The sequence below is a fragment of the Devosia sp. XGJD_8 genome, assembly GCF_046614475.1.
In the GTDB taxonomy this organism is placed as follows: Bacteria; Pseudomonadota; Alphaproteobacteria; order Rhizobiales; family Devosiaceae; genus Devosia.
In genome coordinates, this window is record NZ_JBKJHF010000001.1 from 96,764 (window position 1) to 109,153 (window position 12,390).

Consider the following 12,390-nt stretch of genomic DNA (forward strand, 5'->3'; position numbering starts at 1 on the left):
GAGACGGCAGCCGCCTCGGGGTGCCGGTTTTTGGAACAGTCCCGGTTATCGCGCAGCATGATCGCTCGCCATGCTGCGGCCAGGTCTCGAACCTGCGCGAGAGGCAAAGCCCGCGCCCGGCTCACCCCGCCACTGTTCGCCTGCAGGCCGCCCATGCGGAGTGATGGGGAGGATTTTGCCACAGGTTCTGGAGGCGGGGATAAGTGGGGATGAACGCCGGAGGTCCCAGATCTGTGGGTGGGTGCCCACGCCAGCCGAAGGCGTGCGGCCTATCCAGGCCGCTTCCTGCGATTGGTGCGGCTGGCGGCGAGGGAGATCAGCATTCCCGCGAGCAGAGCGAGCAGCAGGGGCCAGTGGCGGAGCTGGCTGAAGACCGTGCCCGACAGGCGCTCATGCGGGCGTACATCCAGCGCGGCCATCTGCATGGGCGGAAGCTGGGCGGTGATGCGGCCCACCGGGTCGGTGGCAAAGGTGAGGCCGGTATTTGCTGCGCGGATCAGGCTCATGCCCTCCTCGACGGCGCGGATGCGGGCATGGTGGGCATGCTGGGCCGGGCCGATGGAGCCATCGAACCAGGCGTCGTTGGTGATGTTGAAGAGGAATTGCGCACCGGCGGTATCGCCGAGATCGCCGGAAAACAGGATCTCGTAGCAGATCAGCGCCAGCAGCGACGGCGTGGCCGGAAGGCTCATCAGCCGGCGCCGCGCATCGCCATGCGCCCAGCCCTCGGCGCCCGGCACGAACTGCTTGATGCCCAGCCGCGCGAAGAATTCGCCATAGGGCAGGAATTCGCCAAACGGCACGAGATGGGACTTGTCATAGGAGGCAATGACCTCGCCATTGGTATCGATCGCCAGGACCGCATTGAACGGGGGCCCCGAAGCTTCCGTGGCGCCGGGCTCGTATTGCTGGCGCGGCGCGCCGGTCAGCAGGGTCGTGCCCTCGGGCAACAGGCGGGCAATGCGCGCCAGCGCCTCGGGATAGGTGGCGAGGAAAAACGGCAGGGACGATTCGGGCCAGACCAGATGGGTGATATCGGCAAGGCCCTGGTCAGCGGGGTCCATGCGCATGTCGCTCAGCATCAGCAGGCGATCGATCAGCGCCACCGGATCGACATTGCCGAAATCGGCATGTTCATAGACCAGGGGCTGCACGAGGCGCAGGGCGATATCGGTGCGTTCGGTGGCGATGGTGCCGGAAAGTCGATTATAGCCATAGCCGAGCTGGCCGGCGATGACGAAGAGGGCAATGAAAAAGGGCAGCAGGCGCCGCGACAGGCTGCGATTGTCGGCCGGCCAGATCAGAGCCGGCGTCATGGCCAACAGTGCCGCGACCAGGGTGAGGCCATAGATGCCGATGACCGAGGTGATCTGCATCATCTCGTCGGTCGGGGTCAGCGCATAGCCCAGAAGGTCGAAGGGAAAGCCGGTCAGCACGTGGCCGCGCGCCCATTCGGCCATGGTCAGGAAGGTGGCGAGTGTCACGACGCGCCAGGGTCCGTGGCTCCAGAACAGATGGGCCAGCGCGCTGGCCACGCCCCAGAAAAAGGCAATCAGCGCCGCCAGCGCCAGGATGGCAAAGGGCATCAGCAGCAGCATGATGCCGCCATCGACGAAAAAGGCGGCGCCCAGCCAGTGAAAGGCCACGGTGAAATAGCCCCAGCCAAAGGCGAAGCCGATGGCAAAGGCCGGGCCGAACAGCCGCCGCCAGCCGCGCGGGCGCTCGGCGCCATCGAGGCACCAGACCCAGAGCGGGAAGCTGATGAACAGAGCCGGCACGATGAAGAGCGGCGGCACGGAGAGGCCGGCGATGGCGCCCGCCAGCACCAGCAAGAGGAAGCGGCGCCAGCCATGGCTCAGCATGGCAGTCTCGGCCAGCCAGGTCATATCGGGGCCTTGAGCGAATCAGGGTGCATGCCGGCAAGGTCGCTGTGGCGAGGTGGGGCGTCAAGGCGGTGGACTTGGCGCCGTGTCGGCGCTAGGAGGCAAAGAGGCCCCTTCATCCGCCCTTCGGGCACCTTCTCCCACGGGGGGAGAAGGGGAGCGCCGCGTGCAGTGATCGCATGCAGCGCGATACGGTTCGGGGGCGGGAGCCAGCGTGCCTGATATTTTGCCCATCACGCTTGCCATCGACACTGCCGCGCCGCGGCTGCAGCTGGGACTGCTGCTGGCGGATGGAGGTGTGGATGTGTCGATCGACGAAATCGCCAACGGCCATGCCGAGCTGATCTTTGCGCGCATCGCCACGCTGCTGGAGCGCAACGGGCTGGGCTATGCCGACCTTGGGCGGGTGGTGACCACGACCGGGCCGGGATCGTTCACCGGACTGCGCATCGGCCTGTCGGCCGCGCGTGGCATCGGGCTGGCGCGGGGTCTGCCGGTGGTCGGGATATCGAGCCTGGTCGCGCTGTCGCTGGGACAGGCCGGACCGAGCTCGGTGCTGCTCGATGCGCGCCGCGGCGAAGCCTATCTGCAGAATTTTGCCGGACCTGGCGCGGCGCTCACTGCGGGCGCCATCATGCCGATGGAGGCGGCGCGGGCCGCCGTGTTGCCCGGTGCAGCAATGATCGAATCCCCCATCGTCGATATTGCGCTGCTGGCGCGCCATGGGGCCGGGCTCGACGCCGCAAGCCACCCGCCCGAGCCCAACTATATCCGCGATGCCGATGCCAAGCCGCAGACGGCGGCACGGATCGAGAGGCGCGGCGCATGATCAAACTGTGGATGGCGCCGGCGGGTCTGCATATCGAGCCGGGACGGGTGGCGGATGCCAAGGAACTGGCGCGCATCCACGCGCTGGGCTTTTACCGCGGCTGGCCGGTGGGAGAATTCGAGAGCTTCCTGGCTGACGACAGCACGCCGGTCTACGTGGCCTGCGATGCCCGGCGCCGCATTGCCGGCTTTGCGCTGATCCGCATCGCGGCCGACGAGGCGGAACTGCTGACCATTGCCGTCGACCCCAAATGGCGCGGCAAGCGGATCGGCCAGGCGCTGCTGCGGGCCGCCTTCGACGACCTGCTGCGCAGCCCCGCACGCCGCATGTTTCTCGAAGTCAGCGAAGACAATGGCGCGGCCATCAAGCTCTACCAGCGCGAGGGCTTTGCCACCATTTCCAGCCGCAAGGGCTATTATCCCAAGCCGGATGGCAGCCAGGCCACCGCGCTTGTCATGGCGCGTGATCTTGGGTAACCCGGATCGCATCGAGGAAGCGGGGAGCGTGGCGTGAGCAAGAGCCAGACCGAACCGACGCTGGAAGAAGCCTGCGTGGCCAAGGGCATGCGCATGACCGACCAGCGGCGCGTCATTGCCCGCGTGATCGAGGCGGCCGCCGACCATCCCGATGTCGAGGAACTCTATCGCCGCGCCTCGGCGGTGGATGACCGCATCTCGCTCTCGACCGTCTATCGCACCGTCAACCTCTTCGAGGAGGCGGGGCTGGTGACCAAGCATGACTTCAAGGACGGACGCGCCCGCTTCGAGCTGATCCCCGACGAGCATCACGACCACCTGATCGATATCCGCAGCGGCGCCGTCATCGAGTTCCGCAATGAAGAGATCGAGGCCATCCAGGACGTGATCGCCAAGCGGCTGGGCTATCGGCTGGTGGACCATCGACTGGAGCTCTATGCCGTGCCGATCGAGGCCGGTACCAAGAACCGCAAGTGACGGTCCGGGCCGAAGGGTAAAAGTTTAGCGGGTAAGGCTAATGCCGGCCTGCGCTTGGTGCTTAAGACTTTGTTAGCTATCACCGCTCTCCACACTGGAGGCGGACATGGCCTGGGAAATCCTGGCAATCTGGGTCATCGTGATCCTGGCGATCACCTGGTTCGTGCGCGACGAGAAGCGCCGCAAGGCCGACCTGGAGATTGCCCGGGCGGCCCGCTACTATGCCCATGCCCCCAAATACCGGCATCGATCGGCCGAGCGGTTCGATGCCGCGCCGCCGGCGCCGGCCCGCCGCACCGGGGGGCTGACCGAGACGCAGCGCGCCTTCTTCAAGACGTGGAAGCGCTAGGACGATCCGCCGGCCAGATTGGCCTTGAGCCGGGCGATGATGTCGGCGGCCTTGACCATGAGGGCCATGTCGATATCGGCTTCGCTGGCATCGGGCGCCACATCGGCCCAGACGGGAATGGCCAGCTCATGCGTCTGCTCGCGCTCGCCGACGGTTTCGGACAGCACGGCGCGGACATGGCCGGTCATGCGCCCTTCCAGACGCGGATGCGCCTGCTTGTCGCGCACGGTGATATCGATTAGCTGCAAAGTCATTCCGGCCCCTGAGGGAGCCCCCAGCCGAAACGCATAGTCGGGCATGGTTCCCAAGACGTTAACGTGCGTCTCGGGGCGTGGGTTCTCCACAGTCGGTAATGCCGCAAAACGGTTTCGGTTCCACGCCAGAACTAAACCTTGACTGCATGCTCCACGCGGCCGGCATCGCCGAAGATGCGGATGTAGCGGGCGATCTCTTCTGGCGTGCCAGTGGCCTTGGCGGGATTATCGGACAGCTTGACCGCGGGGCGGCCGTCGGCCTCGCTGACCTTGGCGACGATGGAGATCGGATCCAGGCCCGGATTGGCCCCGTCCGGGGCACAGCCCTCGAAATCATTGGTCAGGTTGGTGCCCCAGCCAAAGGCCATGCGAACCTTGCCGTCGAAGTGGAGATAGGCCTCCTCGATCATGTCGACGTCGAGGCCATCGGAAAAGATCAGGAGCTTGTCGCGCGGATCGCGGCCGCGGGACTTCCACCAGGCGATGATGCGCTCGCCCCCTTCGATGGCCGGCGCCGAATCGGGGCGGAAACCGGTCCAGTCGGCGACCCAGTCGGGCGCGTCGCGCAGGAAGGCATCGGTGCCGAAGGCATCGGGCAGCACGATCTTGAGATTGCCGCCATAATAGCTCTCCCAATCCTGCAGCACCTGATAGGGCGCAGCGCGCAGGGCCTCGTCGGTCCGGGCCAGTGCCGCCAGGACCATGGGCAGTTCATGGGCATTGGTACCCAGCGCCTCGAGGTCATTGTCCATGGCCAGCTTGACATTGGAGGTGCCGGTAAAGGCCTCGCCAATGCCTTCCTTGAGCGCCTCCACACACCAGCGCTGCCAGAGGAAGGAATGGCGGCGGCGCGTGCCGAAATCGGAAATCTTCAACTCGGGCAGCTTTTGCAGCCGCTCGACCTTTTCCCACATCTTGGCCTTGGCGCGGGCATAGAGAACGTCGAGCGTGAAGGGGCCGTAATGCTTCATCGCGGCGCGCGAGCGCAGCTCGTTGATGATGGCGAGGGCCGGGATTTCCCACATCGAGGTTTCCAGCCACAGGCCAGGAAATTCGAGCACGAACTGTCCGTCCTGCTTTTCCAGCCGGTACTCGGGCAGCCGGAAATCCTCCAGCCACTTGAGGAAGGCCGGCTCGAAGATCTGCTTGCTGCCGTAAAAGCTGTTGCCCGCCAGCCAGATCATTTCCTTCTTGGAAAAGCGCAGGGTGCGGGCGTGATCGAGCTGGGCCCGCAGCTCGTCGATGTCGATCTCGTCGGCCAGGCGCACCGACCTTGTGCGGTTGATGAGCGAGAAGGTGGCATTGACCCCGGGATAGAGCCCCCAGATCATCTGCAGCATCAAGAGCTTATAGAAATCGGTATCGAGCAGGCTCCGCACGATCGGATCGAGCTTCCACGTGTGGTTATACACCCGTCGGGCAATGTCAGTGTAGGTCGCCATGGGTGTCTCCAACTCGCGGCGAGGGTTCTAGCGCGCAGTGCGTGGGTTTGGGAAGCGCCGAACCGGGCGAAGCCGTTCGGTGGCCTTCAACGCCCGAGCTGAAACCGCTCGAAGCGGCCCAGGGCCTCGTCGATGGCGGCGCGGCCTTCGGCGCCCGGATCATCGAGCCAGGTCCATTGCTGGACCAGCAGCTTGCCCGCCGTGCGGTCGGCCTTGAGATCGACGGCGGCGACGATGCGGTCGCCCATGAGGACCGGGAGGGCAAAATAGCCCAGGCGCCGCTTGGCGGCCGGGATATAGGCCTCGAAGAGGTGGTCGTAGCCGAAGAACAGCTTGAGCCGCTTGCGCTGGATGATCAGCGGGTCGAAGGGCGAGAGGATATGAACCAGGGTCGGTGGCTCGCTGGCCGGTGCGGCGAGCGTCTCGGGCATGGCCCAATGCGGCACCTTTTCTTGCCCTGCAATCACCACCGGGACCAGCAGCTTGCGGCGGACGCGACTGTCGATCAGCTCGCGGACCGCCGTCTTGCGCGGGGCGTCGAGGTGGCAAATGGAATCAAGGCTGACCACGCCCTGGCTGCGCAGGGCCCGATCGAGCAGATAGGCGGTGATCTGCCGCTCCGTGGCGGGCCTGGGCGCCGTGGTCCAGCCGAAATGGCGCTCCATCAGGTCATAGGTCTTGACCATGCCCTGACGGGCCGAGACGGCCACCTTGCCCTGGAAGAACATCATTTCCAGCACGCGCTTGCTCGGCTTGCGGCTGGCCCAGGGATGATCCTTGTCGACCAGGGCGTCATCGCCGATATCGCGGATGGAAAGCGGCCCATCGCTGCGCAGGCGCTTGACCATCCGGCTGACCTCATCGGCGGTCACCGCGCCGAACCAGCGGCTGGGCGTGACGCGATACTGCTTCATGGCGGGAAGGAAGAAGGGCAGGTCGGCCGTCGGCAGATAGCTCAGCGCATGCGTCCAATATTCGAACACGGATTTGTCGGCCGATTGCAGCTGGGCGAGGTCGGCGCGCCGATAGCCGGGAATGCGGGAATAAAGGATGTGGTGGTGGCAGCGCTCGATGACATTGATGGTGTCGATCTGCACGTAGCCGAGCTGAGCGATGGCCGCGAGCGTCGCCGCTGGTCCCTCGCCAAAGGGGGCTGCGCTATCGAGCTTCTGCGCAGCTATCCACAGATGGCGGGCGCGATTGGTGTCGAGGACGAGGGGAGTTTTGGCCAAGGCGGAACCCGAATCTGTGAGTACAGAGCATGAACGGATCGCCCCGGCACCGTCAATCTGGCGCGTCGCTGCGGAACCAGCCCTCATCGATCAGGCCGCGCTCGCCATGACGGGCCAGGCGCTGGCGCAGGCTGTCGAGACCGGGCCGGGTCCAGCCGGGCGGCTGGGTGACCTGGAGCCAGGCGTCGAAATAATCCTGGGGGGCATAGACATGGCCAAAGCCGATGGGCGCGGTCTGCGCCAGCGCCATGTCGAGCAGGAGCTGGAGGAAGGTGACCACCGGATACCAGTCGAGCAGGTCCGATACGCCTTCGGCCCGCGGTCCGCTGAGCCAGACCGGCTCGCGCCACAGCATGGCGGGCTCGAAGAAAACGATCGGATCGCTGGGATATTGCAGAAAGACCGTGCGCAGCGGCCCCCAGGGCCGTGCATCGGAGCGAAGGTCGCCATCGCCATTGGAAAAGCGCACCACAGACCCATCGCCCACGCTGGGCAGCCACCACGGGGAGCCCGGCTCGCGATTGATCGTCGCGCTCAGCCAGGTGGCGGTGGCGAAAGGCGGCCCGACCCAGAGGGCGCCGTCGAACGGGTCGGCGAGAATGTCGTAGAGCGAGGATGAGGCCGCCGAGCTATAGGCGCCCAGGCTGAGTCCGTGCAGGTAAAGCCGCGGTCGGGCGTCTTCGGGCATGTCGGACCAGCGCGCATAGACGGCGCTGAACAGCGAGCGCGCCGTTTCCACGCCCACATCCGGTTCTGACACCAGCGACAGCCAGCTGGTGAGATAGGAATATTGCACGGCGACGCTGGCGACATCGCCACCATGCAGGAATTCGAGCGTATCGATCGCCGCTGGCTCCACCCAGCCGGTGCCCACCGGCATGATGAGGACCAGGATCGAGCGGTCGAAGGCGCCGACGCGATCCATCTCGCGCAAGGCCAGTTCGGCCCGTGTCTCCGGCGTTTCGGCCGAGCGCAGGCCGACATAGACCCGTAGCGGCTCTATGGCCGGCCGGCCGGTGACATCGGCGATCTCGTCGACGCTCGGCCCCGATTGCACATAGATGCGGGCATCGAGCCCGATCGTATCCCAATCGATCAAGGAGGCTGCGCTGCCCGAGCGCAGGGGATCAACCGGCGCGGGCGCCTGGCTGGCGGCCAGCCGGTCGAAATCGCCATAGAAGCGGTCGGCGGCGTAGAGCAGGCCGCGACCGACCACGCCTTCCCCGATCGTCGCGGCAAGGACGCCCACCACGAGGATAGCGCCGGCCAGCGCCACCCGGCGCGGAATGATCCGGGCCAGCCAGGTCGCAATGAGCCTGACGCCCTGCACCAGCAGCGTTCCCAGTCCGATCAGGATGGCCGCGGGAACAACGGCAATGGCCGCCACGAACCAGGGCTGGCGCGCCTCGACCGGAGCGACGCCCATGACGGCGCGGATGGAATTCTGCCAGCCGGTGGAGAACCACAGGAAGGCGACGGCGAGGATCAGGCAGGCCAGCGCGACAATGCGCCCGATCCAGCGGGCCAGGCGGGGGCTGGGCCAGCGCAGTTCGAGATAGTCCCACAGCCATTCGAGGAAGACGCCGATGCCATAGCCCGCGGCGAAGGCGCAGCCGCACAGGATCCCCTGCGTGGTGAAATGACGGGGGATGAGCGATGGCGTCAGTGCCAGCGCGAAGAACAGCAGACCCAGTAGCCAGCCGCCCGTCGAGACGCGATCGAGCTGCCGCCACAGCACCCGGCTGCGTGGCAGTACGATCATGACCCGAGCACCGATCGGGCCAGCATGACGGCACCCCAGATGGCAAAGCCGGCAATGGCCAGCCCGACCAGCGCAATGACGCCGCCGAGCAGGACGCCCAGCCCGTCGCGATTGATGCGCGACACGCAGATCACCGCAATGCCGGTATTGGGCACGGCATTGATGAAGGGGATGGGCAGCACCATGGGCAGACTGACAAGGAGGATGAAGGCACCGGTCAGCCGTTCCGAGCCCGGCCCGGTGAGCTGGCGCAGCCGCGGCCGCGATATGCCGGCGATGACGCGGGCCAGCCATTGCATCTGGCGGACCATGCGCTCGAGCAGCCGCTCGGGCAGGACGCGCCGGCCGATCCAGCCGCCCAGGCGCAACGGTCGGCCGAGCAGCCGGGCAATCGTGGCGGTGATGATGGCCAGCGCAATTGTGCCACCATAACCGGGCGGCCCCGGGATCATGTTGAGGACGCTCAGCACCAGGATGACCATGGGATAGGAGGCATTGCCGAGCAGTTCGACCAGCTTGCCCGCAGTGATGCTGTCAGCCTGGCTGACCCGTTCGGCAATCGCGGCAACTCTGGCTTCTACTGGAGACACGGGACCTGGTGGCTGGCGATCGGACAGGCCACGACCTTAACGGCGTCGGTCCGGCGATGACAACGCCAAAGCCGAAAGTAGGTCAAATCGAGTCTGTGAAGAAAAGCGGTTCGCCCGCATGACTATGTCGCTACGACGCGACAGCCTTCGCCAGAAGATGTCCGAGAATTTCGGGCAGGCCACTGGGCGTGCTGGGTCGAAAACCACGAAGTCGCGAAGGTTTGGTGGAGCCTAGCGGGATCGAACCGCTGACCTCTTGCATGCCATGCAAGCGCTCTCCCAGCTGAGCTAAGGCCCCATTCCATGGGTCTTTGGAGGGCATGTGCCGTCCGAAGCGAGGCGGAACCTATTGGATGATCCGTCCCCTTGCAAGTGTCTAAATGACACTTTTTTGTTCAGCCGGCTGACGCCGTCAACCGGCTGAAAAATCGTTGCGAATCAACGGTCTTCGTCGCCACCGACGTCAAAGCCGAGCTCGTCGTCCTCGTCTTCGTCTTCCTCGAGGAAGACGTCTGCCTCGTCGTCGCCGAGTTCTTCGTCGACCTCGACGTCCTCGACGTCTGGGATATCCTCGTCGCCGGCTTCTTCGGCATCGGCGTCTTCAAGGCTGACGATCTCGGGTGCTGCCACATCCTCGACCTCTTCCTCGACTTCTTCTTCATCTTCCACGTCTGCCTTGCGGGCAGTCACGGGAGATGCCTTGCCGACCAGCAGCTGTTCGAAGAAGGAGCGCGGATAGCTCTTGCCCGTATAGGGCGAGACGATCGGGTCCATATTGAGGTCGTAGAACTTCTTGCCCGTCTCGGGATCGGTACGTTTGGTGCCGCGTTCGGAACTGGCCATCGATGTTCCTCGTCGTAATGTTTTGGGGGCCAAAAATCCTAGGACCTGCCCCGTTCGGTCAGTCCGGTTATGGGCAAACCCGGCCCCTGTCAAACCGAAAATGTGGAGAGCTGCCTCCCGCGGGCGAGGGGTAGTGGCCTTGCCGCGCCGGGCCATGCTAAAGCCAGCTCACCCATGACCGATACCAGCGCAGAGATTTCCGCCAGTCCCGCCCCGCTTGCCAGCCACGGCGCCGCCCCGCTTGCCGGGCGATTTGCCACGCCGGGCGACAGCGCCATATCGCATGGCGCGCTTGTGGTTTCTGCCCTCGCCGTGGGCCGCTCGACCATCGAGGGAATCATGGAATCCGCCGAGGTGATGGCCACGGCCGCCGCGCTGCGCCAACTGGGCGTGCGCATCGACGCCAGGGACGACGCCTGGCACGTGCATGGCCTGGGCGTGGGAGGCCTGCTGGCGCCGCAGGCGCGGCTCGATCTCAAGACATCCGGAACCGGCCTGCAGCTGCTGCTCGGTCTCGTGGCGCCGCTTGCCTTTGCCACCCGGTTCACCGGCGGGCCGGAGCTGATGCGGCTGCCGCTGCGGCCGCTGCTCGAGGCGCTGGAGCCGATCGGCACCGCGATCGAGGAAGCCGTCGATGGCGGCCTGCCGCTGACGCTGCGCGGCCCGACGGCGCCGCTGCCGATCCAGCAGGTGATGGCCGAACCGGCCGAGCCGATCAAGTCAGCGCTGCTGCTGGCAGCGGTGCAGATGGCCGGCACCAGCAGCATCGTCGAGCCGGTGCCGACCCGCGACCATATTGAAAAGCTGCTGGCTGCCTTTGGCGCCAGCATCGCCATGGCCGGCGACGAGGCCGGCGCGAGCACGATCAGCGTGACCGGGCTGACCGAGCTGCGCCCCCAGCACCTCCGCGTGCCGGGCGATCCGTCGTCGGCTGCCTATGCCGTGGTGGCGGCACTGATCGTGGCGGGGTCGGACCTGATGGTGTGCGACGTGCTGGTCAGCCCCACGCGTACCGGCCTGATCGACACGCTGCTCGAAATGGGCGGCGATATCCAGTTTCTCAACCAGCGCGAGATCGGCGGCGAGCATGTCGCGGATCTGCGCATACGCTCCTCGCGCCTCAAGGGCATCAGGATCGCGGCCGAACACAGCGCCACCATGCTCGATGATATTGCAGCCCTGGCCATGGCCGCCGCCTACGCGCAGGGCGAGACGGTGATCGAGGGGCTCGACTCTCTGCGCCAGCAGGGGGGAGACCGGCTGGCCGCGATCGCCGCAGGGCTGGCTGCCAGCAAGGTAACGGTTGCCGAGGGCGACACGAACCTGACCATAGGCGGAGAAGGCAAGGTCGAGGGCGGCGGCACGGTCGCCAGCCGGGGCGACCCCGCCATTGCCATGAGTTTCCTCGTGCTGGGACTGGCCAGCCGGCACCGGGTGACCCTGGACGATACCAGCGCCATTGCCGCGCATTTCCCTGGCTTTGTGGCGGCCTTGACCGCGGCGGGCGCCCGGTTCGAAACCGTGAAAGGACGATCGTCATGATCATCGCCGTCGATGGCCCCGCAGCGTCGGGCAAGGGCACGCTGGCCTCGGGCCTGGCCCGCCACTACAACCTGCCCTATCTCGATACCGGCCTGCTCTACCGCGCCGTCGGCCGGGCAGTGGAGGCCTACGAGAATTCGCCCGAATTCGAGCAGCGCGCCATCGCGGCGGCGCAAACGCTGGACGAGAGCGATATCGAGCCGGAATATCTGCTGTCGCCCAAGATCGGCACCCTGGCCAGCAAGGTCGCCGTGATCGGGGCGGTGCGGGCCGCCCTGTTCGACTATCAGCGCGACTTTGCCACCCAGGAGGGTGGCGCCGTGCTGGACGGGCGCGATATCGGCACGGTGATTGCGCCGGAAGCGGATGTGAAACTGTTCATCCAGGCCGATTCAAAATCCCGCATGGAGCGGCGGGCCCGCCAGCTCGAGGCCCGCGGCCAGGTGGTTGACCGCTATGCGCTCTATCACCAGATAGAAGAGCGGGATGCGCGTGATATGCTCAACCCCAATGGTGGCTTCTACAAAGCCGAGGACGCGCACTTGCTCGACACGACGCTTCTCGATATAGAAGCCGCACTCCGCGCAGCCATCGCGATTGTCGATGGGACCATGGCGCACAAGGCAGGGCTCTAGAGGTCACTCAGAAAAAGTTGCAAGACTTTTTCGGTTCGAGTGACCGCCTCTGGTCAGCTCAAATCCAACCTTGTGC

General features: G+C 65.8%; 13 protein-coding genes and 1 tRNA gene. 6 read left to right on the top strand and 8 right to left on the bottom strand.

Going from position 1 to position 12,390, the window contains the following annotated elements; all coding sequences use genetic code 11:
- Window positions 1–269: 269 nt before the first annotated feature.
- The gene (gene lnt / locus ACLI1C_RS00470; RefSeq protein ID WP_411394892.1) at window positions 270–1,886 is read right to left on the bottom strand and encodes an apolipoprotein N-acyltransferase; all 1,617 of its coding nucleotides are present in this window, start codon (window positions 1,884–1,886) and stop codon (window positions 270–272) included.
- A gap of 211 nt (window positions 1,887–2,097) precedes the next feature.
- On the opposite strand from lnt, the gene tsaB reads away from it, so the two are divergent.
- The 4 genes from tsaB to ACLI1C_RS00490 all read left to right on the top strand — a co-directional run bounded on the left by tsaB (window position 2,098) and on the right by ACLI1C_RS00490 (window position 4,014).
- The gene (gene tsaB, locus ACLI1C_RS00475; RefSeq protein WP_411394893.1) at window positions 2,098–2,712 is read left to right on the top strand and encodes a tRNA (adenosine(37)-N6)-threonylcarbamoyltransferase complex dimerization subunit type 1 TsaB; all 615 of its coding nucleotides are present in this window, start codon (window positions 2,098–2,100) and stop codon (window positions 2,710–2,712) included.
- Entirely contained in the window at window positions 2,709–3,188 is a 480-nt protein-coding gene (rimI, locus tag ACLI1C_RS00480; protein WP_411394894.1) for a ribosomal protein S18-alanine N-acetyltransferase, read from the top strand. The genes tsaB and rimI overlap by 4 nt, the downstream gene beginning before the upstream one ends.
- A gap of 87 nt (window positions 3,189–3,275) precedes the next feature.
- Window positions 3,276–3,665, top strand: a complete 390-nt coding sequence (locus ACLI1C_RS00485; protein ID WP_411398173.1) for a Fur family transcriptional regulator — start codon at window positions 3,276–3,278, stop codon at window positions 3,663–3,665.
- Between the two features lie 106 nt (window positions 3,666–3,771).
- Entirely contained in the window at window positions 3,772–4,014 is a 243-nt protein-coding gene (locus ACLI1C_RS00490; protein WP_411394895.1) for a hypothetical protein, read from the top strand.
- Here ACLI1C_RS00490 and ACLI1C_RS00495 read toward each other — a convergent pair.
- From ACLI1C_RS00495 to ACLI1C_RS00525, 7 genes are all read right to left on the bottom strand, one after another.
- Window positions 4,011–4,268 (bottom strand): hypothetical protein, encoded by a 258-nt coding sequence (locus ACLI1C_RS00495; protein WP_411394896.1) that lies wholly within the window; start codon window positions 4,266–4,268, stop codon window positions 4,011–4,013. The genes ACLI1C_RS00490 and ACLI1C_RS00495 overlap by 4 nt on opposite strands.
- A gap of 131 nt (window positions 4,269–4,399) precedes the next feature.
- Entirely contained in the window at window positions 4,400–5,710 is a 1,311-nt protein-coding gene (gene pncB / locus ACLI1C_RS00500) for a nicotinate phosphoribosyltransferase (protein WP_411394897.1), read from the bottom strand.
- An 86-nt stretch (window positions 5,711–5,796) separates the two neighbouring features.
- Entirely contained in the window at window positions 5,797–6,942 is a 1,146-nt protein-coding gene (locus ACLI1C_RS00505; protein ID WP_411394898.1) for a winged helix-turn-helix domain-containing protein, read from the bottom strand.
- Between the two features lie 52 nt (window positions 6,943–6,994).
- Window positions 6,995–8,704: an alpha/beta hydrolase gene (locus tag ACLI1C_RS00510; RefSeq protein ID WP_411394899.1), complete on the bottom strand. Its 1,710-nt coding sequence runs from the start codon at window positions 8,702–8,704 to the stop codon at window positions 6,995–6,997.
- Window positions 8,701–9,294, bottom strand: coding sequence for an exopolysaccharide biosynthesis protein (locus ACLI1C_RS00515; protein WP_411394900.1), 594 nt, complete (start codon window positions 9,292–9,294; stop codon window positions 8,701–8,703). Before ACLI1C_RS00515 ends, ACLI1C_RS00510 begins: the two co-directional genes overlap by 4 nt.
- A 222-nt stretch (window positions 9,295–9,516) precedes the next feature.
- A tRNA-Ala gene (locus ACLI1C_RS00520) sits at window positions 9,517–9,592 on the bottom strand.
- A gap of 140 nt (window positions 9,593–9,732) precedes the next feature.
- Window positions 9,733–10,137: a TIGR02300 family protein gene (locus tag ACLI1C_RS00525; protein ID WP_411394901.1), complete on the bottom strand. Its 405-nt coding sequence runs from the start codon at window positions 10,135–10,137 to the stop codon at window positions 9,733–9,735.
- 174 nt (window positions 10,138–10,311) lie between these two features.
- Between ACLI1C_RS00525 and ACLI1C_RS00530 the strand changes: the two genes are divergently transcribed.
- Together ACLI1C_RS00530 and ACLI1C_RS00535 are read left to right on the top strand one after the other, a co-directional pair.
- Complete coding sequence (locus ACLI1C_RS00530; protein ID WP_411394902.1) at window positions 10,312–11,679, top strand: 3-phosphoshikimate 1-carboxyvinyltransferase; 1,368 nt, start codon at window positions 10,312–10,314, stop codon at window positions 11,677–11,679.
- Window positions 11,676–12,314, top strand: coding sequence for a (d)CMP kinase (locus ACLI1C_RS00535; protein ID WP_411394903.1), 639 nt, complete (start codon window positions 11,676–11,678; stop codon window positions 12,312–12,314). Before ACLI1C_RS00530 ends, ACLI1C_RS00535 begins: the two co-directional genes overlap by 4 nt.
- Window positions 12,315–12,390 lie beyond the last annotated feature (76 nt).

Excerpts from the sequence above, each read along its gene's own strand:
- lnt (WP_411394892.1), bottom strand. The coding sequence starts at position 1,886 with ATGACCTGGCTGGCCGAGACTGCCATGCTGAGCCATGGCTGGCGCCGC.
- rimI (WP_411394894.1), top strand. The coding sequence starts at position 2,709 with ATGATCAAACTGTGGATGGCGCCGGCGGGTCTGCATATCGAGCCGGGA.
- ACLI1C_RS00485 (WP_411398173.1), top strand. The coding sequence starts at position 3,276 with ATGCGCATGACCGACCAGCGGCGCGTCATTGCCCGCGTGATCGAGGCG.
- ACLI1C_RS00490 (WP_411394895.1), top strand. The coding sequence starts at position 3,772 with ATGGCCTGGGAAATCCTGGCAATCTGGGTCATCGTGATCCTGGCGATC.
- ACLI1C_RS00495 (WP_411394896.1), bottom strand. The coding sequence starts at position 4,268 with ATGACTTTGCAGCTAATCGATATCACCGTGCGCGACAAGCAGGCGCAT.
- pncB (WP_411394897.1), bottom strand. The coding sequence starts at position 5,710 with ATGGCGACCTACACTGACATTGCCCGACGGGTGTATAACCACACGTGG.
- ACLI1C_RS00510 (WP_411394899.1), bottom strand. The coding sequence starts at position 8,704 with ATGATCGTACTGCCACGCAGCCGGGTGCTGTGGCGGCAGCTCGATCGC.
- ACLI1C_RS00525 (WP_411394901.1), bottom strand. The coding sequence starts at position 10,137 with ATGGCCAGTTCCGAACGCGGCACCAAACGTACCGATCCCGAGACGGGC.
- ACLI1C_RS00530 (WP_411394902.1), top strand. The coding sequence starts at position 10,312 with ATGACCGATACCAGCGCAGAGATTTCCGCCAGTCCCGCCCCGCTTGCC.
- ACLI1C_RS00535 (WP_411394903.1), top strand. The coding sequence starts at position 11,676 with ATGATCATCGCCGTCGATGGCCCCGCAGCGTCGGGCAAGGGCACGCTG.